We start from the raw sequence: 24,484 nt of genomic DNA, 5'->3' as shown, positions 1-24,484 counted from the left end.
CGCGGTTCGGGTTACGGTGCAAGGGTGACTGCTGCGCAGACAGACTGAACCGTGACCGACTTCGACTTCCACAGCGTCTGGACGCTCCCTGCCTCTGCCGACCGTGTCTACGACGTTCTCGCGAACGCCGAGAGGTATTCGCAGTGGTGGCCTCAGATACGCCGAGTCCGGACGATCGACGAGCATTCAGGCTCCATGTCCATCCGCAGCGCTGTCCCTCTGACGCTGCTGGTCTTCGGGCGGCGCGAGGTCGAAGATTCAGTTGCCCGCTATCTGAAAGTGCGTCTCTCCGGGGCAATGACCGGGTGGAGTAGCTGGGCGGTGCAACCTGCTGGATCTGGTTGCATAGCCGACTTTCGGCAACAAGTGGCGGTGTCCGGAGCGCTCGGTCTGGCCTCGAAGATCGCGAAGCCGGTGTTCGAGTGGAATCATGAAGCGATGATGCGTGGCGGGCACCGCGGACTGTCCGCGTATCTCTCCTCGCCGTGATGGCAAGCCGAACTTGCACACGCTCGAGCAATTGAGGTCCACCCGTCGTGTCATTTTGACGCAGCGTCAGTTATCGTTCACATCAGCAGCCGACAAGTATGTGTAACTCACATGCACAAAACGGCTTGACCTGGGAGGACGCTATGCGGACGCGAGATTCGACGGTATGGCATTGGAACGTGAGCCCGCGAGCACGGGTTATCTTCTGCCTGACCAGGACGTTCGTGAAGCCCATGTTCACCCTCTGGCCGACCACCGAACGCGGTATCCGCCAACTCGAGCGACTCGACGCGATGGCGGACAAACTGCCGAAGCCGAAGAACCTCGACATCGAGCCTTTCACTCTGGGTGGTGTGCCCAGCGAGAAGGTGCAGCATCCACGCAAAGCGCAGGGCGAATTGGCCGGCGCCACGATCCTCTACTTCCACGGCGGTGGGTTCGTCTTCTGCGGTCTGGCAACGCACCGCGCGCTGTGCGGCCTGCTCTCGGCGAAGGCCGGCGTACCGGTGATCTCCGTGCGCTACCGACAGTTGCCGGAAGGTTCCATCGGCACCTCCGTCAAAGACGCGATGGCCGCGTACACCGCGTTGCTCGAGACAGCGGAAGATCCGAACAAGATTGTGGTCGCCGGTGACTCGGCGGGCGGTTACCTGGCCATGAAGGTCGCCGAAATTACCGCACTGCGCGGAATCACGCGGCCCGCAGCCGTCGTCGGATACTCGCCGCTTCTCAACGTGAACCTCGAGGACCACGATCCCGATTTCATGAAACGTGACGCCTACCTACCGATGTCACAGGTGGAAAAGCTCAAGGACCGGTGGCTCGAGGGTCCGGACGAGATTCCTGGTGCGCAGTCGCCGATCAACGCGGACGCCAGTCTGATTCCGCCGTCGTTCCTGGTGTCCGCCGAATACGAATTGATGCGTCCGGACGTCGAGATCATGACCGAAAACTTGATCAAGGCAGGACAAGCCGTCGAAACGCACATCTGGAGTGGGCAGATCCATGCATTCCCGGTGATCGGCAAAGCACTTCGCGAGGGCAAAGCGATCGTCGATCTCACGGTCAAGTTCCTCGAGCGAACGATGGCCTCGCAGAACCAGATCAGCGCCTGACGCTGCTCTTCATCCGATGGACGTCAGTGTCGCGTAGTCGTCGTTGTCGAGAACGCCGTCGACGACTGCGCGAACTTCCGAGGCATGCAAAGTGATAGAACCGCCGTGATTATCGAGGAAGGCTGTGTCTGCGGCGTCTCGGCCGGTCGAGATGCGCACAAGATTGCTGCGCGGGGCCAATTGCGTTGCATCGACTACGCGCCACACGTTGTCGATACTGGCTTCGACGACGGCGTGAAAATCCATCGGATCGCACCCCGGCGCGTAGACGGCCACCAGGCGAGCGGGAATCCCCACCGCGCGTAGCAGTGAGATGGTCAGGTGCGAGTAGTCGCGGCACACTCCGGCACCTGCCAGCAGGGTGTCGACCGCACTGTCGGTGCCACGACTGGTGCCCGGAACATAACTCAAATGTGTACTCACCCAGCGCGTGACTTCGAGGAGGAGTTCGGCCGGGGGAGTGGCGAGATCGAATTGCCCGGCGACAAAACCGAAGAACTTGTCGGCCTCGGCATACCGGCTGGGGCGCAGATATTTCGACACGTCGTAGTCGCTGACCGACGCCGGTTCTGCGCGGCCGATGACGGTTGCGTCGTAGCTGACGATCAGTGTGCCTGGGGCACAGTCGAGTAGATGAATCCGGGTGCCGTGTTCGGCGATAACCTCACGGGGTTCGATCGGATTGCCGTCATGAACGAACGACATCGTTTCCAGTAGCTCGACCCCCGGTGCGCGCGTCACCGCGATCTTGAACTCCAGGTTGGTCGCCTCGTCGATCTCGATGTCGAGCAGGGCGGCGACGGTACGTTTCATCGGGTCATCTTTACACCGAATTCGGACACCCACCACCTGGGAGGATTGTGACAGTGCGATCAGGCTTCGGGATAGTCGATGTCGACGCCGCTGCTGAGGTCGCTGCACTCCACCAACTCGACCCCGTGTTCGCGTAGGTAGGCGTTGGCGCCCCCGTCCCCGGTGAGTGACTTGGCAAGCGTCGGCCAGTGGTCGCGTCCGATCAGGACGGGATGGCCGGGCCTGCCGTGAAAGACAGCTCTTCGCAGTATGTTTCGTGAGCGGGAGCTCTGGCCCACGATACGAGTAACGGTTTCGGCATTGAGGTCCGGGACGTCGACCAGGGAGATCGCTGCCGCCTCGGCGCCCTCGATCTGCATGGCCGCCTCGAGTCCGCAGCGCAGTGACGCGCTCATTCCGTGTTGCCAATCCGATATCACCACAATGACATCGGTGGTGGGCAGTAGCTCGACGGCGGCCTCGGCTTGGGCGCCGAGGACCACGATGACCGGCGAGAGGCCGGCGGACTGCAGTGTCGTCACCCCGTGGTGGAGCCACGACTGACCGTCGGCGTCTGTGACGAGAGCTTTCGGTTTGCCCATGCGGGATCCCGCCCCGGCAGCCAGCAGGATCCCGCACGTCGACATGACTACGCTCCGGTGACCCGCGGACGCAGCCACTCGATCAGATCGTTCAGAACCTCTTCCTGCTCAGGCTCATTGAAGATCTCGTGGTACAAGCCGTCGTACACCTTCAAGGTGACATCCGAAGAGCCGGCCAGATCTGCGACGAGCTTGCTGCCGGCGGGGTCCGTCAATCGGTCGTCCGAGCCGTGTTGAAGCAGTACGGGAATGGTGAGCGAGGGTAGGCGTGCCGGGAATCCTTCCGCGGCGGTGATCATGCCGCGCGCGATTCCGGCAGGAACCTTGCCGTGGTGAACCAGCGGGTCGGCGTTGTACTTGTCGACGACCTTCTGATCACGCGATACGGCAGCTGCTTCCAGATTCTCGACGGGCACGTCGGGGAGATATTTGCCGACGATCTTGCCCAACTGCATCACGATCTTCGGAGTACCGGTTGCGATGATCACGGCAGGTCCGGACAGGGCGAGGGCTTTGAGATCGGCCTGATGGTCGAGGGCGTAGGAAAGGGCGATCGCGCCGCCCATGCTGTGCCCGAGCAGGAACTTGTCCTTGCCGGGATGAGCCGCCGTCACGATAGAGAACAACGTGTGGACGTCGTCGGTGAAGTCGGAGAATTCCTTCAGGTGAACGCGCTTGCCGCCAGAACGCCCGTGCCCGCGATGGTCGGGTGCGTACACGATGAGCCCGAGTTCCCCGAGACGGGAGGCAACATGGTCGTAGCGCCTCGCGTGTTCGCCGAGGCCGTGGCAGAGGACGAGAACCCCGGTGGGTTCGCGGTCCGGAGTCCACACGTCGTAGACGATCTTGGTGCCGGCCACTCCGGTGAACGACGACTCTTCGTGCTGCATTGTTGCGCCCTCTCTGCGACCGGTTCCGGTACGCGGATTCTCACATGCTATTCGTCCCGTGTGCAGGGCGCGGGTGTTCAGGGTGTGCGGTCGACGAGGAAACTTCGACACTTGTTTGTTACGGCTGGTTACATTAACTTGGGGGCGTGACCGGACAAACTGTTGATCGTTCCCACACTGCCTCCGCCACCCGCTCGCGGCGGTTGTGGCGACCCGCGGTTCGGGCATTGCTGGACGGCGCGCTTCCGCTGATCGACAAGCGGATGGCCGAATCGGTACGCCCGTTCGACCGTCCGGAGATGATGCGCCCGCATCTAGCCTCGCGAAAATTCGCCTGGACGCACTACGGGATCTTCGTTCCCCGATTGCCAGGACCTTTCCGTTACCTCAACACCATGACGCTGATCGGTGCCACCGGGACGATGGTGTTCGACAACGACTATCTCGCTGTACCAGACGCGCGAAACACCGCGACCGTGCTGAGTTCCACCGCTGCACCGGGGCATCACTTCTATCAGGCGTACGACGCTGCCGATGAGTGTGCGTTCGAAGAAGATGGTTCGCGAATCGCCTTCGGTGACAACCTGATCATCGAGAACAGCTATCCGAACTTCCGTGTCACCGGGCGATACGACTCTTTCGACGTCGATCTCGAGATCGTGGCAACGGATCAAGCGTCGTGGTTCGTGCGCAATCCCGTCTACGACCATGTCAGTCTGCTGGCGCAGTGTTCCGGGACGATCTCGAGTCCGGATGGACCGGTGAGTATTTCGGCTCCGTGCACCGTCGAATACGCGCGGTGCATGACACCGCAATCGTTGACTCGCCGCGCACTTCCCGAGTCGTGGAAGCTTCCGGCCGACTTCTTCACCTACCAGATCGTTCAACTGGACGACCGGCATCAGTTGTTGCTCACCGATGTTCGAGCGTCAGGGGTTACGGCGTGCAAGCTCGCCTACATTCGGACTGTTGACGGCAGTGCGAAGGTCTTCGACGACGTGGTGTTCGACGTACTCGAGTACGCCGACGCATTGCATGTCGACCCGGAGGGACGTGAGATGCGTGTGCCGCGCGTACTACGTTGGCAGGTACGCGATTACGGCAGGACGATCGTGGAGTTCGAGGCCGAGATCGACTCGGAGTGGCGCTACGGCCACGGTAAGGGGTACGTCGGCGCGTACACCTACCGGGGAAGTTTCGACGGTGCGTCGATCAACGGCACCGGTTACATCGAATGGGTGGACTGCGAAGTCTGAGGCCCCTAGTGTGTATCGGTGCCTTTCGTCGACCCTGCCGAGCTGACGGTTCGTCCGCAGAAGATCCTTGTCGCGGGGACCTCAGGTGCCGGAAAGACGACTCTCGCCGGTCGAATCGGTCGGCTTCTCGAGATCGAACACACCGAGTTGGACTCTCTCTTCCACGGGCCCGACTGGATTCCGCTCGAGAGTTTCGAACCCGAAGTACGACGCTTTTCCAGCGAGCCGGCCTGGGTGACCGAGTGGCAGTACGGTGCAGTACGTCGGCTACTGGCCGAGCGTGCGGACCTGATGCTGTGGTTGGATCTGCCTCGGCGGACGGTGATGCGCCAGGTGATCACACGAACCGTGCGTCGGCGATTGCAGCGAGAGATGTTGTGGAACCGCAACATGGAGCCGCCACTGCACACCATTCTGTTCGATCCGGATCATGTGGTTCGGTGGGCCTGGCGAAGCGACGGGCGCAATGCGGAGCGAATGGCCACGGTCTTGGTCGATGTGCCGTCGTTGCCGATAGTTCGGCTGCGCAGTCGAGAAGAGATCGAGGCTGTGCTCGAAGTCCTCGGTCGTCTGCCCTCAGATCGTCTGAGCTAGGCGAAATCCCAGGTCGTCGATAGCGAACGTCGGGTGGCTTCGCCTTCTTACGGTAGCGCCGCAACCGCGTTCAATTTCGGCCCAACTGCCGCCGCGAAAGATCCGGTACGTGCCGTACACCTCGGGGTCGTAGAGATCCCAGCACCATTCCCAGACATTGCCGATCATGTCGAACAAGCCCCAATTGTTGGGTGCCTTCATCCCGACGTCATGTGCCCGTCCCCCTGAATTGTCGCTGTACCAGGCAATCTCGTCGATTTCGCCGTAGCGGTAGCCGGAGGTGCCGGCTTTGCACGCGTACTGCCACTCGGCCTCGGTGGCGAGCCGGTAGCCAGTTGCCGCTCGGTCCCACCGCGGAGAATCGGTGTCGACGTCTTGATATGCGGGTGTCAGGCCGTCCGCGACTGACAGCGAGTTGCAGGTTGCGATGACGTCTTTCCACGAAAGGTCGACCGCGGGTTTGCTCGAATCGCCCGACGAATTTCCGTGAATCAGTGCCCTGGTGGTGAGATGGCGTGCGAGGCGGAAGGATTCGACTTTCGAGGTCCATGCAGTGCCTTTGCGGTCGTCCCGAAGGTGCACCTCGCCGGCAGGGATCTCGATCATCAACTCCGCTGCTCCGGTCATACGTCCATCATCGCAGAATCTCGGTTGCTTACCCGGGGAGACGCTCGAACGCTGCTTGTGGATCAAGGCCGGTGCGCATGCGCCATGCGGTCAGCGCAAGCCCGAGACACACCACCTGTGCCGGATCGTCGAGGGAAACGCCCATCAGCTTCTCGATACGCGTGAGCCGTGCATAAAGCGACTGACGCCGGATGCCGAGGAAATCCGCGGTTCTCGCCTTGCCGCCCCGATGTGCGAGGTACGCGTCGAGTGTTCGGACGAGATCGGCGGAATGTGCTGTGTCGTAGGCGATCAGCGAACCGAGTTGCTCCGTGACGAACGAGGACAGGGAAGCGGGCGTCGTGCCGGCGGCGAGGAGTCGTTGGACGCCGACGTCCCTCGCGAGGATCACGCCGGTCCGGGTGCCGAAGCGCCGCGCGATCTGGACGACCTCGCGAGCTTGCGCGACCGCCGCCCCGACGCCGGACAGATCCTCGGCCGGCGTCGCAACTCCGAGCGTGCGTACTGCGGAACCGCCCGGCCCGCGGCGTAGCAGCTCGTCGGCTTCGGTGAAGGTGGCCCGAACTCGTGCCGGGGATGCGGACGCCCACCCGTGCGCGAGCACGATGACGTGATTGGCCGCAGTCCCGACGACGCAGGAACCGAGCACGGCCCGCACGGCGTCGCGTACTTGGTCAGCGAGCTCTCGAACCGGCGTTTGCCGATCGACGTCGACAGCGGCGACGAGGACATGGTGCCCCTCCGACAACGGCGTCCACCCGGCCGCTGTCAGTCGCTCGGACAAGTCGCCGTGTGATGTGAGCACACCGCCCACCACGTCGGTGATCACCGATTGCGCGAGTGACTGTCGTGGGCCGACATCGCCGTGACGTCCGAGTTCCAGAGCCACGGCGACGGCGGCGCAGTTTGCGACGGCGGTTCGACGTGTGGTTGCGCGCCCGCACAGGACAAGTCGACCGAGCGAGTTCGTCGGGCCGCGTACGTCGTGGATCGTGCGCTCGGTCTCGGATCGCTCTGCTCCGGTTGTGCTGCGCTCGACGGTTCTGCCATCCGCGTCGAGAAGATCGACGGCGCACCCCGCGAGTCGTGACACCTTGTCGAGCAGCGCGGTCATGCCCTGGCCTGCGACCACGAGACTCAGAAGTTCTTGCCAGACAGGCTCGCCCGCTTGCGCCGACCCGAGAGTGCGGCGGAGCATCAGGTCGTGAAAGTCTTCGACCATCCGCTCGAAGGGCACTACCGCGTGCAGGGCCAAGAACGCGAGCCCGCGTCGGCGCGATGCTTCGACGAGTTCGGGAGGGGCCGTGAGGAACGAGCGACCGACTTCCATCGCGAGCGCGACGCATCCTGCGTCCGCCAGCTGGTCGATGTAGGCGGTGAGCTGCTCGGGAGATCGCCCGTGCAGACCGAGGCCCGTGGTCAGAAGAACCTCACCCCCGGACAGCAGCCCACCCATCTCGTACACCTCGGAAGAATGGACCCAGCGAACCACCGCGGTATCGACGTCGCCCGCGAGCACCTCGATTGCGGCGGCCTTGAACGAGGGCATCGCAAGAACTTGTCGCAGAGTCGGAAGCATTTCTATATCGTCCGCCGAGGGGGCACTTCGTCATAGAGCTAGTTCTGACGAACTGACAGGTTGTCCCTTGTCGGGCTGTTACCACCGTGGTCGGATTGTGACACGAGCCACAATCGACGATTTTGGTCAGAATCCAGGAGCACACATGAATCACCCGGCACACACCGATGAGTATTTTCTCGGACTTGCGATCGAACAGGCGAAGATCGGTTGGGAGGAGGGCGGCGTGCCGATCGGCGCGGCGCTGATTCACCGCGGCGAGGTTCTCGCAGTCGGACGTAACCGTCGGGTCCAGATGAACAGCGCCATCCGTCATGGAGAGACCGACTGCATCGAGCGTGCCGGACGGCTGCCGGCCTCGGTGTATCGCGAGTGTGTCCTCTACACGACTTTGTCGCCGTGCTTCATGTGCGCCGGAACTGCGCGCCTGTACGAGATCCCTCGAATCGTGGTCGGCGAAAATCGTTCCTTCGAAGCGTCGGAAGAATGGTTGCGCAGCAGCGGAATTCAGGTCGACGTCGTCGACGACGCGGAGTGTGTGGCACTGATGGACCGCATGCTGGCCGAGCGCCCGAGCCTGTGGCTCGAAGACATCGGCGAAGTTGTATGAGCAGCGCCGTCGAACCTGCCACGGTCGCAGGCGATTCGGAGAGCGCAGGCCACCCGATCGATCCAGACTATCCCGTTACTCCGGTTCCGCTTCATGCACGAAAGCCGTTCTTCTCGCTCGCGGTGGTGTTGTTGGGGTTCACCATCTTCACACCGACGATGTTGGCCGGAGCAGCGCTCGGTACCGCGTTCTCGTTCTGGAAACTGATGGTGGTGATCGCCGCCGGATCCGCCATCTTGGGGGTGTACGTCGCCATGATGGGGTTCGTCGGAGCCCGAACCGGACTCACAACAGTTGTGATGGCGCGCTACAGTTTCGGCACTCGCGGGTCCAAGCTCGCTTCGATCCTGCTGGGCGGTACCCAGATCGGCTGGTACGGAGTGATCATCGGCACGATCGGCGATCTCACCGCGCAGGCGTTGGGCTGGGATTCTTATCTCGCGCGAGCGTCGGTGATGATCGCGGCGAGCGTCTTGATGTGCATCACTGCCTGCTACGGTTACCGCGGAATGTATTGGGTCTCGCTCGTCTCGACGCCTTTGATCCTGGCGTTGGCCTGCTGGGTCGTGTTCCGGTCCCTCGAGGAAGTCGGTGGATTCTCCGGCCTGGTCTCGGTTCAACCACAGACGACCATGACGATCGCGCTCGCAATCACCACTGTGGTCGGCACATTTGTATCGGCGGGAACGCAAGCGCCCAACTGGACCAGGTTTGCCCGTTCCGGATCACAAGCGGTGTGGGCCTGCGTTATCGGGTTCCTGCTCGGAAACGGATTGATGATCCTGTTCGGTGCCATCGGAGCCATCACGTTCCACGAGGGTGACTTCGTGCTGATTCTCTACAACCTCGGGCTTGTCGGCTGGGGCCTGGTCTTGCTGTTCGGGAATCTCTGGAAGAGCAACGCCGACACCGCTTACGCCTTCGGTGTGGCCGGGGCCGAACTGTTCAGAAAGCCCCGCAAGACCCCGTTCGTCATCGGTGGATGTGTGATCGGAACGGCACTCGCCCTGACCGGTGTGCACAACCATCTAGTCGACTACCTGAGCCTTCTCGGAACGTTCATCCCGCCATTGGGCGGTGTGATCATCGCGGACTTCCTGTGCCGCTGGCGGCGCGGCATTCCCGAGGGTTACACCCCGCAGCCGGTCCACTGGCGAAACCTCGCCGTCTATGCCGTCGCAGCGTTCCTCGCATGGCTTTCCGGTGAGTTCGAAGTGGGAATCCCGCCGCTGATCGGCATCGTCGCAGCGATTGCGCTGACGATGTTCCTGCACAGGGTTTTCGGTAACACCTCGGCAAACCGGGAGGTCTCGACCTCCACCGTCTGAAGCACGCTTCAGAGACCGGCGAGCCCCCTGGCGGTATCGACCCCGCCGGGGGCTCGCGTAGTTGATGAAAAGGGCAGACGCTTCCGTCCCCACCGTCACCGCAGAACAGGCAGGTACGGTGCCTCGATTCCCTGCTCTTCGAACGCAGTCAGCGCCGAGCGCGCAAATGCGCGCTGGACTGCCCACTGGCGTCCAGGCTTGACCTGCGCCGTCACTCGAATGGTAATTGCCTCGGCAGTAACCGAATTGACTCCCAGCATCTCCGGCTTGTCGATCATGTCCGCCCTGATCGGTTCGGACTCCGCCGCCTCGAGGACAGCTCGCGTTGCCACCTCACACGCTTTGTGCACGTTCGCGTTGTGGGCGATCGGGAGATCGAGAACTGCAGTGGCGTAACCCTGACTCATGTTGCCGACTCGCAGGATTTCGCCGTTGCGGCAGTACCACAAGGTGCCGTTGACATCTCGAATCGTGGTAACTCGCAGGCCCACGGTTTCGACGGTCCCGACTGCGTCGCCGAGATCGACGACGTCGCCGACACCGTACTGATCCTCGAGCAACATGAAGATGCCGGAGAGGAAGTCACGCACCAGGTTTTGTGCACCGAAACCGATGGCAAGACCGATGACTCCGGCGGATGCGATGAACGGCGCGACGTTGATCCCGAGAATGCCGAGGATCTGCAGCACACACCAGACGAGGATGACGATGGACACCGTCGACTTGAGTACCGAACCGATGGTCCGGGCTCTCTGCGATCTGCGCTCGTTCACCTTGGCATTCGGAGACTTACGGGGCTTCGACATTCGATCGATCCCGCGGTGCAGCGCGAAGCGCAGTACGACTGCGAGCGCCACGTAGATCGCGATCTCGACAGGTCGGTGTATCAGCCAGTCTCGGTTGGTGTCGGTCAGTTCCCATGCTTGTATTTCGGAAATCATCCCCATGCAGTCTACGGATTCCGGCCGATCCGGGCATCGGTGCAGGGCAGGCGGTCCAAAGCCGAACAGGCAGCTAGGCTTACGCCATGGCTGCGTTCACTGGCATACCCGTTGCTGCACTCGACTTCTACGAAGACCTGGAAGCCGACAACAGCAAAACCTGGTGGGCAGCGCACAAGGAGACGTACGACGAGGTGGTTCGTCGTCCGATGGCGTCGTTGACCGCGGCGTTGGAGGACGAATTCGGCGCGGCCAAGCTCTTTCGGCCATATCGAGACGTTCGATTCTCGAAGGACAAGATTCCGTACAAGACACATCAGGGCGCGTTCGTCGGTCTTGCCGAGAGCTGTGGCTACTACGTGCAGATCGACGCGGCAGGGTTGATGGTGGCCGGTGGTTTCTACGCCAGCAGTTCGGAGACTATCGCGCGTTATCGTGCGGCTGTCGACGACGACGTTCGAGGGCCGGAGCTCGAGAAGATCCTGGCCTCCGTCGAGAAGGCCGGATTCACCATCGGCGGCGACAAGCTCAAGACGGCGCCTCGCGGATACACGGTCGATCACCCGCGAATCGACTTGTTGCGACACAAGTCGCTCACTGCTGGTCGCAGTTACCCAAGCCCCTCGTGGCTGGACAGCGCCAGGACGTTGAAGGAAGTTCGCACAGCGTGGCGCGCATTGACGCCTCTGGTCGAATGGTCCGGACAGGTGCTCGGACCGAACTGACCGTCCGACAGAAAAGTGTGACGTAGCCGTCGGAGAGTTCACCTCGAGTTCATCGAAACTCGAGACGCCTGGGGCTAGCGTGGTGTGTGTAATCGAAAGTTTCGGCCCCGCTTCGAGTCGCAGCGCCGCAGTTCGAAGCCATTTTCTCTCGATCGACATCGTGAACAACCCGTGTCAGTGGAGACCATCATGGCTATGTTTCTCGCTCTCGTCCTGATCATCTCGGTCCTCGGAATCGTCGGCACCTACCTCGCGTTCAGCGCGGTCTACTTCGTCGAGATGCGCAAACTCGACAAGTAGGGGGCTCGATTTGGCCTGATCCGACTATTTCTGGGCCGATCGCGACGACCCTCCCTGCGTACGCTGTTAGGGCATCCTTATCCGCTCGCAACAGTGGATGATTCATTTCTTCTGGAGGTTCGACACGCATGTCCGCTCAATCCACGCTCTTGCTTCCCGAGGGCTACTCCGACAACCGCCTAGTCTCGGACCTCACGCGTCGGCAGTTCGGCTTCGGTGCCGGCATCGCCGGACTGGGCGCGTTCCTGGCGGCCTGCGGTGACAGCGGGAGCAGTTCGGGTGAAACCGAAATGCGTTCTGTGACGACACCTCTCGGAACGTACGACATTCCTGTCAATCCCAAGAGGGTTGTCGCGATCGACTCTCGACTCGACCTGGAACCTGCTGTAGCGCTGGAACTTCCGCTCGTCGGCTACACGTACGCCCAGGCGACACCGTGGGTGCCCATCGATTCGTCGGTACCGTTCCTGTCGGAGATCCCCAACCGCGAACAGATCTTGGCACTCGAGCCCGACCTGATCGTATGCCTGAACTACGAGAGCGAGTGGTGGCCGGTAGCCGAGATGTCCACCATCGCACCGGTTCTGACGACCGAGTTCACCGACGACTGGCGTACCAACCTCTCGCGACTGTCGGGCTGGCTCGGTCGAACGGCCACACTCGATCGATTGACGCTCGACTACGACAATCTGATTTCCGACATCCGCAGTCGTCACGCCGAGAAGATTGCATCCAAGACCGTCGCCAGTGTCTCGTTCATGCCCGACACGAACACGCTGTACGTCACGAGCATCCGTACCTCCGAGAAGGGCGACAAGCCCAGCGACATGACGCTCGGCGACATCGGTGGCAAAACTGCCACCTCGGAGGGCCTCGATCCCGAGGGGGGCGTCAGCCTCGAAGGCCTCGATGTGCTGGCCGGCGTCGACGGCTTCATGATCACCGAAAACGAGGACAGTGCCGCGTACCAGGCATTGGTGGCGAGCAAGCTGTGGCAGCGACTCCCGGCAGTGCAGGCGGGCAACGTCACCAGTCTGGGTGGCTCCACGTTCTACGGTTCGATCTACACGATTTCGTACGTGGCACAGGGTTGGGATGCCCTCTACAACAAGATCAGCTGAAGCCTCTGCCGACTGGACCGATGAGTTTCGGTAGCGCGGGCGGTCTAATCAGGTAGGCATTGACCAAACCTGAGGAGATCGACGTGCAAACAGAGCAATCCCCAGAGGTAGTGCAATCCCGCGACGGTACGACCATCGCATACGAACGCTCCGGTGCCGGACCAGCAGTGGTCCTGGTTGCCGGAGCGTTCTGCGATCGAGGATGGTTCGATTCTCTCGCTGCAGAGTTGGCGGCGGGTTTCACGGTGTACTCGTACGACCGGCGCGGACGCGGGGACAGCGGTGACAGTCGTGCGTTCTCGATCGACGCCGAGGTAGAAGACTTGCGGGCGGTCGTCGCTGCCACCGGTGAAACGCCGCTGGTTTACGGATTGTCGTCGGGTGCTGCGCTGGCTTTGGAAGCCGCCGCGCAGGCCGTACCGATGCGCAAGCTCGCCGTTTACGAGGCGCCGTACATGGACGACGACCAGCGTGACGTGACTGCCCAACGCGATTTGGAGCGGTTGATCGCTGCCGGTGACAGGGAGGGGGCTGTGACCCGTTTTCTGGACCTGACCGGCGCGTCTTCGGAGATGGTCGACGAGATCAAGCGGAGTACCGATTGGCCCGAAATGTGCGCCATCGCGCACACCTTGCCCTACGACGTCGCCGTGTGCGATCACGGCTGCGAGTCGCTCGACTGGCTGGCCTCGATTACCGTCCCCACGTTGGTCATGTACGGCGGTGAGAGTGGCCGATGGGCACCTGCCTCGGCGACGCGAATCGCTGCAAAAGTCTCGGGGACAAAAACTTTGGAGATCCCCGGTCAGGGTCACGGCGTTGCCGACGACGCTATTGTCCCGGCTCTGCGTGAATTCTTTTCCAGCTGATCACTGGGCGGCGAAAGCGATCGTCAACCTAGGGTTGACGTTTTCAATTGCGTCAACCTATGGTTGACGCATGAGCAAACCAGTGGAAATGACCAACAAGGTTCGACTCGACGACCTCATCGACGCGATCAAGAAGGTGCATACCGACGCGCTCGACCAACTGTCCGACGCGGTGATCGCCGCTGATCATCTCGGTGACGTTGCAGATCATCTGATCGGCCACTTCGTCGACCAGGCGCGCAGGTCGGGAGCGTCGTGGACGGAGATCGGCGCGAGCATGGGTGTCTCGAAGCAGGCCGCACAGAAGCGTTTTGTTCCCAAGGCGCCGAATGATCAGAAGCCGATGGATCCGAACGAAGGATTCAGCCGGTTCACTCCCCGGGCGAAGAACGTCGTCATGGCCTCGCAGAACGAAGCCCGCGCCGCCGGTAATGCAGAGATCCAGCCTGAGCACCTGATCCTGGGGCTTGTCGAGGAGCCCGCCGGGTTGGCTGCGAAGGCGATAGTGGCGCAGGGGGCGGAGCTCGGGTCCGTCCGGGATGCAGTGGCGGGTGTACTACCGGCTTCGACTTCCGAACTACCAGAACTCATTCCGTACGACGCTCGTGCGCGCAAGGTCCTGGAACTGACGTTCCGTGAGGCTCTTCGCCTGGGCCACAACTACATCGGAACCGAACACATCCTGCTCGCGCTGCTCGAACTCGAAGACGGATCAGGTGTTCTGGCCGATCTCGGAATCTCGAAATCAGTGGCGGAGTCGAACATCGTGGGCGCGCTGGCCGTCATTCAGGATCAGTGATTCAGGGGCGAACCTGATGCAGAAGAGGGCCGCACCCTTGCGGGTGCGGCCCTCTTCTTGTGTCACTGATTAGACAGCGCGCACATTGGTGGCCTGAGGACCCTTCTGGCCCTGGCCAACCTCGAACTCCACACGCTGGTTCTCGTCGAGCGACTTGTAGCCGTTGCCCGAGATTTCAGAGTAATGAACGAACACGTCCGGTGTTCCGTCGTCGGGAGCGATGAAACCAAAGCCCTTTTCGCCGTTGAACCACTTCACGATGCCCTGTGCCATACCGATACTCCCTACAAACTCGATCCGGGCCCTCACATCGAAGTCCCGATCTCGATATGTCTATCCTCCCACGCCGCGCAAGTCGAAGGGTGGGCGACGTGCAGAAAACGGTTTGTCAGCATGATCAGAGGTGGCCGCGCTACTGATCTTCGACGCTGGTTCTGACCAATTCACGGAAGGCGAGGACCAGTGGTTCGCGTGCCCGTCCACGGCGATAGATCAGGGAGAACGGTGCCTGATAGCCGAAGGAGGCGGGCAGTAGGGGGCGCAGTCGTTGCTGGTCGACCCAGTATCCGGCGTAGTGCTCGGGTAGATATCCGATGTATCCGCCCGAGAGGATGAGAATGAGTTGCCCCTCCATGTTCTCGACGGTGGCCGATCTCTCGGTGAATCCTTGGCGAGCCAATTCGGCTTCGCTCCAATAACCCCTGGTGACCATTCGTTGACGGGTGATGACGTCCGGGTGCACCCGCTTGCTCGCGAAGAGTGGATGTTTGTCGCTGCAGTAGAGCCAGTGCTGCTCGCGGTGTAGGGCTTGTGCGGTCAGGCCGTTCATCGGGGATGCGAATGCGCCGATCGCCACGTCGATACGGTCGTCGAGGACGCCTACTTGAAGCTCGTGCGGAGTTTGGACCTTGAGGTCGAGATAGACGCCGGGGTGTGTTCGGCTGAATTCGCCGATGACGTCGGCGAGCGGGAGCGTCGAGTCCGTGACAGTCGAATCCAGCACCCCGACGGTCATCGTTCCCCGCAGTTCGCCTTGGAGTGCGGTGGCATACCGCTCGAACCCCTCCAGTTCGCCGAGGATGCGGACGCACTCCTGGTGGTAGAGCTCGCCCTTGCTGGTCAGACTGAACCCACTGCGGCCGCGGTGGCACAGGACGATGCCGAGCTGGCGTTCGAGCTGGCTCATGTAGGTGCTGATCGCCGAGGCGGACAGGCCGAGGTCCTGTTGCGCCGGCGCGAAGCCCTGGTGGCGCACCACGGAGGTGAAGATCCGAAGCAGTTTCAGATCGGGAAGTGAGCTGCGCATCGGGTACCTCGGCAGAGTCGCGAACAGATACATCAGAAATTTCTGAAGTGATTATTTGTATCAAGTGATTTATTTCACGTCAATCGTCTTCTACGGTTTCCTCAGGCGGTCTGACGAGACCGGCGTCTGCACTCGGACCTGCTGGTACTTCACGAAGGAATCGTCACCATGGACATAGCCATAATCCTGACCTACCTGGCCGCAATGCTGGCGTTCGGTTGGTGGGGCAAACGCCGCGCGAGCAACTCCAGCGAGTACCTCGTGGCCGGTCGAAGGCTCGGCGGAGTTCTCTACACGAGCACGATGGCCGCCGTCGTCATCGGCGGAGCGTCCACGGTCGGTGGTGTCGGCCTCGGCTACAAATACGGAATTTCCGGTATGTGGTTGGTTGTCTCCATCGCCGCTGGTGTGCTCCTGCTGAGTCTGTTGTTCGCCTCCCGGATTCAGCGACTGAAGGTATACACGGTTTCGGGAATGCTGAAGTTGCGCTACGGAATCGACGCAACCGGCGCGTCCGGCATCGTGATGATGGCCTACACGTTGATGCTCACCGTTACGTCCACCATTGCCTACGCCACTATCTTCAACGTGCTCTTCGGGTTCGACCGGACGCTCTCCGTAGTCCTCGGTGGATTGATCGTCGTCGCGTACTCCGCGATGGGCGGCATGTGGTCGATCACCCTGACCGACGTCGTTCAGTTCGTCATCAAGACCATCGGAATTTTCTTCCTCCTGCTCCCGTTCACATGGTCGAAAGCCGGTGGGTACGACGGGATCAAGGAGCGTGTGGGCGACGCAGCGTTCTCGCTCGGCACCATCGGCACCGGCACGATCATCACCTTCTTCGTCGTGTACACGCTCGGAATCCTTATCGGGCAGGACATCTGGCAGCGTGTGTTCACGGCCAAATCGCCCGAAGTTGCGCGCTGGGGCGGCGTCGCAGCGGGTGTCTACTGCCTGCTTTACGGTGTGGCAGGTGCACTGATCGGTCTGGCGGCCTCGGCTCTGATGCCTGACATCGGATCTTCCGACGACGTCTACGCCGACGTGGCAGTCCACGTTCTCCCGATCGGTCTCAGCGGCATCGTCCTGGCAGCGGCCGTCGCAGCGATGATGTCGACTGCTTCGGGCGCGCTGATCGCTACCGCCACCGTGGCGCGGCAAGACGTCTTGCCACTCGTCTCGAAGATCTTCGGGCATACACAGCCTGGCCTGGATACGTCCGATCCGGAAGCAGATGTGCGCGGAAACCGTCTGTACGTCATCGTGATCGGCCTCGTCAGTATCGTCCTCGCCGCCCTGATCAACGACATCGTCGCGGCGCTCACGATTGCGTACGACATCCTCGTGGGCGGCCTGCTCGTCCCGATCCTCGGTGGTCTGGTGTGGAAGAGGGCCACCGGAACCGCAGCGATGGCATCGATGGCGGTGGGAACGGCAGCGACTCTGATCACGATGTTCGTCGTCGGCGACGTGCTGGCCAACGAACCGGTGTACGTCGGTCTGGTGAGTGCACTCGTCGTCTTCGTTGCGCTGAGTCTGACCACGGCGCCGACTCCGCCCGCAGTCATGAAGATCTGGAACGAGCGAGTTTCCGGAAAGGGCACGGAGACGGCCGAACCCGAAGTCGCCCCGATAGCCTGAAGGTCGGTGCGTGCAGGAGTGCACGCCACAAGGAGGTAGATCGTGCCCAAGGTCGTTGATCACGACGAGCGACGGTTGGTGCTGGCCGACGCTGTTCTCAGCCTGATCGCCCGCGAGGGTATCTCGGCGGTGACCACCAGGGCGGTTGCCGAGGAGAGTGGATGGTCGACCGGAGTGTTGAACCACTACTTCAATTCTCGACACGAACTTCTCCTCGCCGCGCTGCGGCGGGCCGCGGACATCCAAGGTGATCAGTATCAGGTCATCCTGGATCAGGTCGACAACTCGGCGCTCGAAAAGTTGCGGGGAATCACCGCCAGTGTCTTGCCGCTCGACGATCGACGCCTGGCGATGACGCGCGTGTTCCTCTTCTTCTATGCCGAAGGCGCACAGGAAGAGAAAGCTCGCAGTGAGATCGCGGGCTTTCTCGCTCGGTGGCGCCGGATCGTTCGCGAGACGGTTCTGGAGGCGCAACAGGAGGGGTCGGTGCCGGCAGATGTCGACCCCGACCTCGTGACGATCAGGTTGGTCGGACTCACCGACGGCCTTGCCATGCAGTCGATTCTTGATCCCTTCATGATGGACGCCATTCGGGCTCCCGGCGCGGTGGCCCGAGGCGTCGACGCAGTCCTGCAAGCGATATCCGCAGAGGCTCGGACGTGACGGATCGAATCGTGGTGCTCGACGATTTCATCGACCTCGGCACTCTGCGAGAAACTCTCGTCGCCGCCGGGATCGACGTCGGCGTCGAGTTCAGTTCCGAGATCCCGAGCGGCGCAGGCATAATCGCGCTACTGGTGGGGCCGGAGACTGTAGGGCTCGACGCACATCATCTCGACTCCTTGCCGGATCTGCGTCTCCTCGCGGCCACCTCGGCCGGGTTCGATCACCTGCCGGTGGGCGCGGCGCATGATCGGGGCGTCACCGTCACTCGCGCGGTCGACTACTGCACCGAGGAGGTGGCCGATCATGCGCTGGCGTCGATCCTGTCCTTGCTGCGCTCCATCGGTCCGCTCGATGCCGCAGTGCACCAAGGTCGTTGGAGTGTCGTGGAGTATCCGCCACGTCGGATCGCAGGAACAGTTCTGGGCCTCTATGGATTCGGACTGATCGCTCAGGCACTTGCCAGCCGTGCAGCAGCGCTGGGGATGACGGTCTTGGCAGCGGGGCGTTCACTCTCGGCCGGAGCGCCCGGCGTCGAGGTCGTGGAGTGGGACGAGCTTCTGCGTCGATCGGACGTGTTGAGCGTGCATGTTCCGTTGACTGCGGAGACTGCGGGCATCGTGGACGCTCAGGCTTTGGCGTCGATGAAGCCGGGATCGTTCCTGGTCAACGTCTCGCGCGGAGGCCTCGTCGATCACGAAGCGCTCGGAAGTGCTTTGCGTAGCGGCAGATTGGCCGGCGCTGCGGTCGACGTGCTACCGGCAGAACCGCCGACTGCTGATGATCCGATAATGCAGATTCCGAACCTGACGATCACTCCTCACGCCGCCTGGTATTCGTCGGCGGTCTCGGGGACTCTGGCCAGGCAGTCCGCACTCAACGTCGTTGCGGTGCTGACGGGAAAGTCCCCGGTGGGCGTTGTAGCCGCACCGGGGTCCTGAGGGGCGCTCGCCTCAGTTCTTGTATTCCGGATCGATTCGATCGAGAAGGCGTAGTAGTGCAGCCCAGGCTAATTCGTAAGCCTGGTCGTCACTGAACTCGTCTGTCACCTCGCCCGCGAATTGTCTGGCGGTGTACTCCGCCAGTTCAGGGGAGGGTAGGCGCAGACTGCCGGAAGCCTGTGCGGCGATCTGGATGTCGCATGCTTTCTCCAGGTAGAACATTCGCAGAAATCCTTCCGACGCAGTCTCGCCGACAGTCAGCAGGCCGTGATTGCGGAGAATCAGCGCGGGGTGGGTACCGAGATCCTTCACCAACCGCTCACGCTCGGCGGTGTTGAGAGCGATGCCCTCGTAGTCGTGGTAGCCGACCCGATTGTAGAACTCCATCGAGATCTGGTTGAGTGGCAGCAGACCGTCTTCCTGTGCTGCGACGGCGCAGCCGGCCTTGGTGTGCGTATGAAGGACGCACTGTGCGTCTGACCGCGCGGAGTGCACTGCCCCATGGATTACGAATCCTGCTGGGTTGACCTGATATTCGGACGGCTCGACGAGGTTCCCGTCGAGATCGATCTTGACCAGGTTGGATGCTGTGATCTCTTCGAAGAGAAGGCCGTACGGATTGATGAGGAAATGATGTTCGGGCCCCGGAACGCGCACCGAGACGTGCGTGAAGATGAGGTCCGTCATCTTGAAGTGGGCGAGCAACCGGTAGACGGCGGCGAGTTCGCGGCGAAGTTCCAGTTCGGACTTGGCAATTGTTGGCGGGGTGGTGGCCGGCGCGCTCATGTGGTCTCCGTTTCTATGAGCAGTACAACTTCGTTTAAATATATCAATCGATATATTTAAACGTCAATGGTTGCCGTACACCGAAACGTAGGAGCCCCACGCGTGCTCAGGGTGGGCTAATCTCGCATTCGCTGTGCCCTCGGCGCGCGCAGCAGACGCCGAGAAGGAGAGTGCACACGTATACGGAACGATTCGCGAATCACCGACGACCGCTGAACTTGTGGACCAGCTCAGCCGCCGTGGGTTCTTCGGCGTCGGCGCGGCGGCAGCGGCCGCCATCCTTGCGGGGTGTTCGACGACGTCAGATGCCGCAGACGCCGGTGAGCAACGCCAAGTCGTCAATGCGCTCGGAACCACCACGATCTCGGGAAAGCCGGAAAGGATCGTTGTTGCCAGCGACTTCACGGATCTGGAATTCCTGCTCTCGCTCGGCGTTCACCCAGTCGCCTACGGCAACACAGGATCGTGGGACCGCGGTTCACTGCCGTGGCAGAGCACCGCGGGAATAGCCGATCTCGAAAGCTTCGGCACCACAGGCGAAATCAATCCGGAAATCATCGCGCGTTACTCGCCGGACCTCATCATCGGTATGAAGACTTATCTCGAACCGGCAGCTGAGAGGCTCAGTCAGATCGCGCCGGTCGTAGCGCTGGACTGGACCACGTCGTGGCGTGACGGCGTTGCCACGGTCGGCCGGGCCGCTTTTGTCGACGAGGCCGCTACTGCCGCGATCGCCCGGACCGATGCCCTGATCTCCGACACGGCAGCTTCACTCAACGGTCTGGGCGGCAAGGCGATCATGATCGGCTCGATGTACGGCGATCAGTTGTATGTGCAAGGGGATGCCAGTGCGCCCGGGGTTCTGCTGCGAGAACTCGGACTCAACTATCGCGGATACAACGCCGAGCAGATGACTGCGCTGTCGATGGAACAGGCGGAGGTACTCGCGCCCGCAGACATTCTGCTCAGCCTCGCTTCTGACCAGGAAGCCACGACGAGGTTCGAGAACTTCGCAGTTTTCCAGAACCTCCCCGCGGTGAAGGCGCGAGCCTATGCGCCGGTGGAACTTCTGCTCTCGAGTGCTTTCGTCGACAATTTCGGTCCGCTGAGCGCGCCGTACGCCTTGCCGCAGCTCGCCGAGCTCTTGTCCGGACTTGCGGCGGGCCAGGGAAAACAGCTTCCCTGACCTCGCTTGCGAGCCTGTGGACGCCGTGTCGGCCTAGCATCGAGACATGGTGGACATAGATCTGACGGGCCGCGCCGCAGTAGTCGGCGGATCACAACCGCTGCGAGCGATACTCGAAATCCCCACTACCCCCGGCCCGTGGCCGGGGGTAGTGATGATTCACGAGGCTTTCGGGCTCGAAGAGGTGATGCAGCGTCAAGCCAAGCGGCTGGCCGCTGCGGGATTCCTGACGCTTGCCGTCGACCTCTACAGCGCGGGCGGGGCGAAGCGGTGCCTCGTGCCCACCATGACGTCGATGCTTCGAGGCCACGGCAAGGCGTTCACCGACATCGAAGTCGCTCGCAGCTGGTTGGTGGAATCCCCGGACTGCACGGGAAAGATCGGTGTCATCGGATTCTGTATGGGCGGCGGCTTCGCGATGGTCAGCGCCGGAGATTTCGATGCTGCATCGGTCAATTACGGTCAGCTTCCACGCAAACTCGATGAGGCCGTGGTGGATGCGTGCCCGATCGTCGGGAGTTTCGGAGGCAAGGACTTTTCGCTCCGGGGCGCGGCAGCGAAACTGGAGACGGCGCTCGACAATGCCGGTATCGAGAACGACGTCAAGGAGTACCCCACCGCCGGCCACGCGTTCCTCAACGACGCGGAGGCCGGACCCAAGGTGCTTCGTCCGTTGGAGCGCATCGTCGGAATCGGTCCCGATCCTGTTGCAGCGCAGGATGCCTGGAAGCGAATCGACTCGTTCTTCGAGCGCCACCTGGCATGATCAGCGACTGGTTCTCTCACCGCCGTTGACTGCCAATACCTGGCCGGTGATCTGCCGGGCGCCAGGTGAGGCCAAGAAGTGGACGGCCGACGCGATGTCGTCCGGCGTTCCGGCGCGCTTGGTGCTGGTGGATTCGATCAGCATCGCGCGACGCTCGTCCGTCAGAAAGTCTCGGAAGAACTCCGTGTCGGCGATGTAACCGGGGGAGACGATGTTCGCCGTGATGCCTTCGGGGCCCAGTTCGGCGGCCAGATCGACATTCCACGTCGCAACTGCCGCTTTGGCAGCGCCGTACGCTCCCGCGCCCTTGTCGGCGGCAATCGATCCGATGGTGATGACGGCACCGCCACTGGGGATTCGATCTCGAATTGCTGCTGTGGTCAACACCGCGGAGATGAGGTTGGAGTCCAGATTGGCACGCCACCCGGCGGCCAGGGATTCCAGATCCGACGGCGCTTCGCGATCGAAGTCCGTGTTACCGCCGGCGCAGTGCACCACGACGTCGATGGTTCCCGGAAGCGAATCCTGCAGCCGCTTCAGGTCTTTCGGGTCGGAGTTGTCACACGTCAAGGCGTGAACAGCGTCGCCCAACTCCTCCGCGGTCTTTTCGAGTGTTTCCGTGCGTCGGCCGGTGACGAAAACTGTGTCTCCGTCTCGGGCGAACGCTGCTGCAACTGCGCGCCCGATCCCTGTTCCGCCGCCGGTTACCAGAACTGTGCGTGTCATGCCTACCTCCGTGAGCTACGTTTAGACCTATACGAAGAACGTATCATTTAGAGCTAAACGAGGTGTGCAGTGGTGGGCGACTACAACCCGGACGACGCGGTGGACGCGGTCGCGTTGGCCTGGCTTCGCGAAAGGCCCGGCACGCCGGTAGAGGGTATCGGCATCGTGACCAGGCTGTGGATGTGCGCCAAGCTGCTCGGTGAGGATCGCCGACGGGTACTCGCCTCGGCCGGTGCGGACACCGCGACTCTGGACCTGCTCAGTGTCCTGCGGCGATCCGGCGAGCCGTATCAGTTGACGACTCGCCAGATCACCGAGCAGACCGGAGTCACGGCCGGTGCGATCTCACAGCGACTCGCGCGCGCGGAGAACGCAGGTCTGGTGGAGAGGTCTGCATCCGAGGGCTCACGAATCGTTCTCGTGACACTCACTGCCGCCGGTCACGAGCTGGTGGAGCAACTGGTGGACCGAGTCCTCGGCCGTGAAGCCGAACTGACGTCGATTCTCACCGAGCAGCAGCAGGCCGAACTGACCGAACTGTTGCGTGTCTTTCTCGACGGTCTACGCGGCGAACTCGGTGACCCCGGCGTCGCGCACGTCGGAGCTTGATCAGGACAGGCGCTCGAAGACCGCAGCCAGGCCCTGCCCGCCGCCGATGCACATCGTCTCGAGGCCGTAACGCGCTTCGCGACGGTCCATCTCGCGCAACAGGGTGGCCAGGATTCGTCCACCCGTGGCGCCGACCGGATGGCCGAGGGAGATGCCGGAGCCGTTGGGGTTGATGCGTGGGTCGTCGGCCTCGAGCTTCCAACTCTGCAGGACTGCAAGTGCTTGTGCCGCGAAGGCTTCGTTGAGTTCGATGACATCCATGTCCGCCAGAGTCAATCCGAGGCGGCCGAGTGCCTTCTCCGACGCCGGGACGGGACCGATGCCCATGGTGCGCGGGGGAACGCCCGCGACACTCCAACTTGCCAAGCGCGCGAGGGGGCGCAGTCCGAGTGCGCGGGCCTTGTCTGCGGTGGTGACGATCGCCAGTGCTGCGCCGTCGTTCTGGCCGCTGGCATTACCTGCGGTCACGGTGGAGTCGGGGTCGATCTTTGCGCGCATGGGACGAAGGCGCGCAAGCGATTCCGTCGACGTGTCGGCCCGCGGATGCTCGTCGGTGTCGACGATCAGGGCCTCACCCTTGCGCTGCGGAACGGACACCGGAACGATTTCCTCGGCGAAGATGCCGTTCTTCTGGGCGGCGACTGCACGCTGATGCGACTGCACCGCGAGTGCGTCCTGATCCTCTCGGCTGATGGAGAACTCGGCGCGCAGGTTCTCCGCCGTTTCGATCATTCCGCCGGGAACCGGGAAGTCGCGTCCACCGGCTGTGACGCGGGCACGAGCGAGACGATCGCTGAGCGCAACACCTTCACCCTTGACGCCCCAACGCATTCCGGTTGCGTAGAACTCGGCTTGGCTCATCGACTCGGCACCGCCCGCGAGGACCAGGTCACTGCCACCGGACTGAACCTGCATGACGGCCTGGATGATTGCCTGCAATCCCGACCCGCACCGGCGATCCACCTGCATGCCGGGAACGTCGACACCCAGACCGGCGTTCAGCGCCGCGATGCGTCCGATCGCCGGAGCCTCACCGTTCGGCGAAGCCTGGCCGAGAATGACGTCGTCGATCTCTGCGCCGGAAATGCCGGTACGCGTGACGAGTTCGGTGATCAGCGTCGAGGCGAGATCTTCCGGAGCTACGTCACGGAATACGCCGCCGAAGCGGCCGACAGGGGTGCGGAGGGGCTCACAGATGACAACGTCAGGCATTGGTTCTT

The 24,484-nt window shown here is 62.2% G+C and carries 27 protein-coding genes; 16 read left to right on the top strand and 11 right to left on the bottom strand.

Annotated elements, in window-relative coordinates; genetic code table 11:
- Window positions 1-51: 51 nt before the first annotated feature.
- Both ABWI03_RS02800 and ABWI03_RS02795 read left to right on the top strand, forming a co-directional pair.
- On the top strand, window positions 52-489 hold the full coding sequence (locus ABWI03_RS02800) for an SRPBCC family protein (RefSeq protein ID WP_298777038.1): 438 nt from the start codon (window positions 52-54) through the stop codon (window positions 487-489).
- Window positions 490-632: 143 nt separating this feature from the next.
- Entirely contained in the window at window positions 633-1,604 is a 972-nt protein-coding gene (locus ABWI03_RS02795) for an alpha/beta hydrolase (RefSeq protein ID WP_095972066.1), read from the top strand.
- A 9-nt stretch (window positions 1,605-1,613) separates the two neighbouring features.
- Here the strand turns inward: ABWI03_RS02795 and ABWI03_RS02790 are convergent, their stop codons facing one another.
- From ABWI03_RS02790 to ABWI03_RS02780, 3 genes are read right to left on the bottom strand one after another with little or no spacing between them, the layout of a single operon-like run.
- Entirely contained in the window at window positions 1,614-2,417 is an 804-nt protein-coding gene (locus tag ABWI03_RS02790; RefSeq protein WP_298777039.1) for a transglutaminase-like domain-containing protein, read from the bottom strand.
- Window positions 2,418-2,476: 59 nt separating this feature from the next.
- The gene (locus ABWI03_RS02785) at window positions 2,477-3,043 is read right to left on the bottom strand and encodes a nucleotidyltransferase family protein (protein ID WP_095972068.1); all 567 of its coding nucleotides are present in this window, start codon (window positions 3,041-3,043) and stop codon (window positions 2,477-2,479) included.
- A 2-nt stretch (window positions 3,044-3,045) separates the two neighbouring features.
- A complete protein-coding gene (locus ABWI03_RS02780; protein WP_296552619.1) occupies window positions 3,046-3,888 on the bottom strand; it encodes an alpha/beta hydrolase in 843 nt (280 codons plus the stop codon).
- Window positions 3,889-4,034: 146 nt separating this feature from the next.
- Here ABWI03_RS02780 and ABWI03_RS02775 point away from each other — a divergent pair, with 146 nt between their 5' ends.
- Window positions 4,035-5,144, top strand: coding sequence for a DUF6670 family protein (locus ABWI03_RS02775; protein ID WP_298777042.1), 1,110 nt, complete (start codon window positions 4,035-4,037; stop codon window positions 5,142-5,144).
- A gap of 18 nt (window positions 5,145-5,162) precedes the next feature.
- Complete coding sequence (locus ABWI03_RS02770; RefSeq protein ID WP_298777043.1) at window positions 5,163-5,738, top strand: P-loop NTPase family protein; 576 nt, start codon at window positions 5,163-5,165, stop codon at window positions 5,736-5,738.
- Here ABWI03_RS02770 and ABWI03_RS02765 read toward each other — a convergent pair.
- Both ABWI03_RS02765 and ABWI03_RS02760 read right to left on the bottom strand, forming a co-directional pair.
- Complete coding sequence (locus ABWI03_RS02765; RefSeq protein ID WP_298777045.1) at window positions 5,721-6,365, bottom strand: formylglycine-generating enzyme family protein; 645 nt, start codon at window positions 6,363-6,365, stop codon at window positions 5,721-5,723. The genes ABWI03_RS02770 and ABWI03_RS02765 overlap by 18 nt on opposite strands.
- 28 nt (window positions 6,366-6,393) lie before the next feature.
- The gene (locus ABWI03_RS02760; protein WP_235170408.1) at window positions 6,394-7,914 is read right to left on the bottom strand and encodes a PucR family transcriptional regulator; all 1,521 of its coding nucleotides are present in this window, start codon (window positions 7,912-7,914) and stop codon (window positions 6,394-6,396) included.
- A 175-nt stretch (window positions 7,915-8,089) separates the two neighbouring features.
- On the opposite strand from ABWI03_RS02760, the gene ABWI03_RS02755 reads away from it, so the two are divergent.
- The gene (locus tag ABWI03_RS02755; RefSeq protein WP_003940577.1) at window positions 8,090-8,554 is read left to right on the top strand and encodes a nucleoside deaminase; all 465 of its coding nucleotides are present in this window, start codon (window positions 8,090-8,092) and stop codon (window positions 8,552-8,554) included.
- Entirely contained in the window at window positions 8,551-9,882 is a 1,332-nt protein-coding gene (gene codB, locus ABWI03_RS02750; RefSeq protein ID WP_298777046.1) for a cytosine permease, read from the top strand. Before ABWI03_RS02755 ends, codB begins: the two co-directional genes overlap by 4 nt.
- A 95-nt stretch (window positions 9,883-9,977) precedes the next feature.
- Here codB and ABWI03_RS02745 read toward each other — a convergent pair whose 3' ends face one another.
- Complete coding sequence (locus tag ABWI03_RS02745; protein ID WP_019745515.1) at window positions 9,978-10,829, bottom strand: mechanosensitive ion channel family protein; 852 nt, start codon at window positions 10,827-10,829, stop codon at window positions 9,978-9,980.
- An 80-nt stretch (window positions 10,830-10,909) separates the two neighbouring features.
- Between ABWI03_RS02745 and ABWI03_RS02740 the strand changes: the two genes are divergently transcribed.
- The 4 genes from ABWI03_RS02740 to ABWI03_RS02725 all read left to right on the top strand — a co-directional run bounded on the left by ABWI03_RS02740 (window position 10,910) and on the right by ABWI03_RS02725 (window position 14,637).
- Window positions 10,910-11,548 (top strand): DUF2461 domain-containing protein, encoded by a 639-nt coding sequence (locus tag ABWI03_RS02740; protein ID WP_166808981.1) that lies wholly within the window; start codon window positions 10,910-10,912, stop codon window positions 11,546-11,548.
- Between the two features lie 428 nt (window positions 11,549-11,976).
- Window positions 11,977-12,969 carry an ABC transporter substrate-binding protein gene (locus ABWI03_RS02735; protein ID WP_298777048.1) on the top strand — a complete coding sequence of 331 codons (993 nt, stop codon included), beginning with the start codon at window positions 11,977-11,979 and terminating at the stop codon, window positions 12,967-12,969.
- An 83-nt stretch (window positions 12,970-13,052) separates the two neighbouring features.
- A complete protein-coding gene (locus ABWI03_RS02730; protein WP_298777050.1) occupies window positions 13,053-13,838 on the top strand; it encodes an alpha/beta fold hydrolase in 786 nt (261 codons plus the stop codon).
- Window positions 13,839-13,908: 70 nt separating this feature from the next.
- Window positions 13,909-14,637: a Clp protease N-terminal domain-containing protein gene (locus tag ABWI03_RS02725; protein ID WP_298777051.1), complete on the top strand. Its 729-nt coding sequence runs from the start codon at window positions 13,909-13,911 to the stop codon at window positions 14,635-14,637.
- A gap of 69 nt (window positions 14,638-14,706) precedes the next feature.
- Here ABWI03_RS02725 and ABWI03_RS02720 read toward each other — a convergent pair whose 3' ends face one another.
- Together ABWI03_RS02720 and ABWI03_RS02715 are read right to left on the bottom strand one after the other, a co-directional pair.
- Entirely contained in the window at window positions 14,707-14,910 is a 204-nt protein-coding gene (locus tag ABWI03_RS02720) for a cold-shock protein (protein ID WP_003939930.1), read from the bottom strand.
- 139 nt (window positions 14,911-15,049) lie between these two features.
- Window positions 15,050-15,943, bottom strand: coding sequence for a LysR family transcriptional regulator (locus ABWI03_RS02715; protein WP_095972124.1), 894 nt, complete (start codon window positions 15,941-15,943; stop codon window positions 15,050-15,052).
- Between the two features lie 168 nt (window positions 15,944-16,111).
- Between ABWI03_RS02715 and ABWI03_RS02710 the strand changes: the two genes are divergently transcribed.
- Genes ABWI03_RS02710 through ABWI03_RS02700 form a run of 3 tightly spaced genes read left to right on the top strand, consistent with a single transcriptional unit; the run spans window position 16,112 to window position 19,191 of the window.
- Complete coding sequence (locus ABWI03_RS02710) at window positions 16,112-17,587, top strand: sodium:solute symporter family protein (RefSeq protein ID WP_298777052.1); 1,476 nt, start codon at window positions 16,112-16,114, stop codon at window positions 17,585-17,587.
- 42 nt (window positions 17,588-17,629) lie between these two features.
- The gene (locus ABWI03_RS02705; RefSeq protein WP_054826364.1) at window positions 17,630-18,250 is read left to right on the top strand and encodes a TetR/AcrR family transcriptional regulator; all 621 of its coding nucleotides are present in this window, start codon (window positions 17,630-17,632) and stop codon (window positions 18,248-18,250) included.
- Window positions 18,247-19,191, top strand: a complete 945-nt coding sequence (locus tag ABWI03_RS02700) for a C-terminal binding protein (protein WP_298777055.1) — start codon at window positions 18,247-18,249, stop codon at window positions 19,189-19,191. The genes ABWI03_RS02705 and ABWI03_RS02700 overlap by 4 nt, the downstream gene beginning before the upstream one ends.
- Window positions 19,192-19,203: 12 nt before the next feature.
- On the opposite strand, the gene ABWI03_RS02695 is transcribed toward ABWI03_RS02700, so the two are convergent.
- The gene (locus tag ABWI03_RS02695) at window positions 19,204-19,977 is read right to left on the bottom strand and encodes a class II aldolase/adducin family protein (RefSeq protein WP_298777056.1); all 774 of its coding nucleotides are present in this window, start codon (window positions 19,975-19,977) and stop codon (window positions 19,204-19,206) included.
- A 133-nt stretch (window positions 19,978-20,110) separates the two neighbouring features.
- Between ABWI03_RS02695 and ABWI03_RS02690 the strand changes: the two genes are divergently transcribed.
- Together ABWI03_RS02690 and ABWI03_RS02685 are read left to right on the top strand one after the other, a co-directional pair.
- Window positions 20,111-21,163, top strand: a complete 1,053-nt coding sequence (locus ABWI03_RS02690) for an ABC transporter substrate-binding protein (protein ID WP_253252980.1) — start codon at window positions 20,111-20,113, stop codon at window positions 21,161-21,163.
- Window positions 21,164-21,209: 46 nt separating this feature from the next.
- On the top strand, window positions 21,210-21,929 hold the full coding sequence (locus ABWI03_RS02685) for a dienelactone hydrolase family protein (RefSeq protein ID WP_166808986.1): 720 nt from the start codon (window positions 21,210-21,212) through the stop codon (window positions 21,927-21,929).
- Here the strand turns inward: ABWI03_RS02685 and ABWI03_RS02680 are convergent, their stop codons facing one another.
- On the bottom strand, window positions 21,930-22,655 hold the full coding sequence (locus tag ABWI03_RS02680) for an SDR family NAD(P)-dependent oxidoreductase (protein ID WP_166808987.1): 726 nt from the start codon (window positions 22,653-22,655) through the stop codon (window positions 21,930-21,932).
- Window positions 22,656-22,727: 72 nt separating this feature from the next.
- On the opposite strand from ABWI03_RS02680, the gene ABWI03_RS02675 reads away from it, so the two are divergent.
- Entirely contained in the window at window positions 22,728-23,264 is a 537-nt protein-coding gene (locus tag ABWI03_RS02675; protein WP_234036887.1) for a MarR family winged helix-turn-helix transcriptional regulator, read from the top strand.
- On the opposite strand, the gene ABWI03_RS02670 is transcribed toward ABWI03_RS02675, so the two are convergent.
- Complete coding sequence (locus tag ABWI03_RS02670; protein WP_298777058.1) at window positions 23,265-24,476, bottom strand: acetyl-CoA C-acetyltransferase; 1,212 nt, start codon at window positions 24,474-24,476, stop codon at window positions 23,265-23,267.
- Between the last annotated feature and the right edge of the window lie 8 nt (window positions 24,477-24,484).

Origin of the sequence: Rhodococcus baikonurensis (assembly GCF_040489275.1) — a bacterium.
GTDB lineage: Bacteria > Actinomycetota > Actinomycetes > Mycobacteriales > Mycobacteriaceae > Rhodococcus_F > Rhodococcus_F baikonurensis.
The sequence above is the reverse complement of the archived record's forward strand: the minus strand, read 5'-3'. Positions and strand labels throughout refer to the sequence as shown.

Bases quoted from the DNA above. Each gene is read 5' to 3' on its own strand.
- ABWI03_RS02795 (WP_095972066.1), top strand. From the start codon at position 633: ATGCGGACGCGAGATTCGACGGTATGGCATTGGAACGTGAGCCCGCGA.
- ABWI03_RS02790 (WP_298777039.1), bottom strand. From the start codon at position 2,417: ATGAAACGTACCGTCGCCGCCCTGCTCGACATCGAGATCGACGAGGCG.
- ABWI03_RS02785 (WP_095972068.1), bottom strand. From the start codon at position 3,043: ATGTCGACGTGCGGGATCCTGCTGGCTGCCGGGGCGGGATCCCGCATG.
- ABWI03_RS02780 (WP_296552619.1), bottom strand. From the start codon at position 3,888: ATGCAGCACGAAGAGTCGTCGTTCACCGGAGTGGCCGGCACCAAGATC.
- ABWI03_RS02765 (WP_298777045.1), bottom strand. From the start codon at position 6,365: ATGACCGGAGCAGCGGAGTTGATGATCGAGATCCCTGCCGGCGAGGTG.
- ABWI03_RS02760 (WP_235170408.1), bottom strand. From the start codon at position 7,914: ATGCCCTCGTTCAAGGCCGCCGCAATCGAGGTGCTCGCGGGCGACGTC.
- ABWI03_RS02755 (WP_003940577.1), top strand. From the start codon at position 8,090: ATGAATCACCCGGCACACACCGATGAGTATTTTCTCGGACTTGCGATC.
- codB (WP_298777046.1), top strand. From the start codon at position 8,551: ATGAGCAGCGCCGTCGAACCTGCCACGGTCGCAGGCGATTCGGAGAGC.
- ABWI03_RS02745 (WP_019745515.1), bottom strand. From the start codon at position 10,829: ATGGGGATGATTTCCGAAATACAAGCATGGGAACTGACCGACACCAAC.
- ABWI03_RS02740 (WP_166808981.1), top strand. From the start codon at position 10,910: ATGGCTGCGTTCACTGGCATACCCGTTGCTGCACTCGACTTCTACGAA.
- ABWI03_RS02735 (WP_298777048.1), top strand. From the start codon at position 11,977: ATGTCCGCTCAATCCACGCTCTTGCTTCCCGAGGGCTACTCCGACAAC.
- ABWI03_RS02725 (WP_298777051.1), top strand. From the start codon at position 13,909: ATGAGCAAACCAGTGGAAATGACCAACAAGGTTCGACTCGACGACCTC.
- ABWI03_RS02720 (WP_003939930.1), bottom strand. From the start codon at position 14,910: ATGGCACAGGGCATCGTGAAGTGGTTCAACGGCGAAAAGGGCTTTGGT.
- ABWI03_RS02715 (WP_095972124.1), bottom strand. From the start codon at position 15,943: ATGCGCAGCTCACTTCCCGATCTGAAACTGCTTCGGATCTTCACCTCC.
- ABWI03_RS02710 (WP_298777052.1), top strand. From the start codon at position 16,112: ATGGACATAGCCATAATCCTGACCTACCTGGCCGCAATGCTGGCGTTC.
- ABWI03_RS02695 (WP_298777056.1), bottom strand. From the start codon at position 19,977: ATGAGCGCGCCGGCCACCACCCCGCCAACAATTGCCAAGTCCGAACTG.
- ABWI03_RS02685 (WP_166808986.1), top strand. From the start codon at position 21,210: ATGGTGGACATAGATCTGACGGGCCGCGCCGCAGTAGTCGGCGGATCA.
- ABWI03_RS02680 (WP_166808987.1), bottom strand. From the start codon at position 22,655: ATGACACGCACAGTTCTGGTAACCGGCGGCGGAACAGGGATCGGGCGC.
- ABWI03_RS02670 (WP_298777058.1), bottom strand. From the start codon at position 24,476: ATGCCTGACGTTGTCATCTGTGAGCCCCTCCGCACCCCTGTCGGCCGC.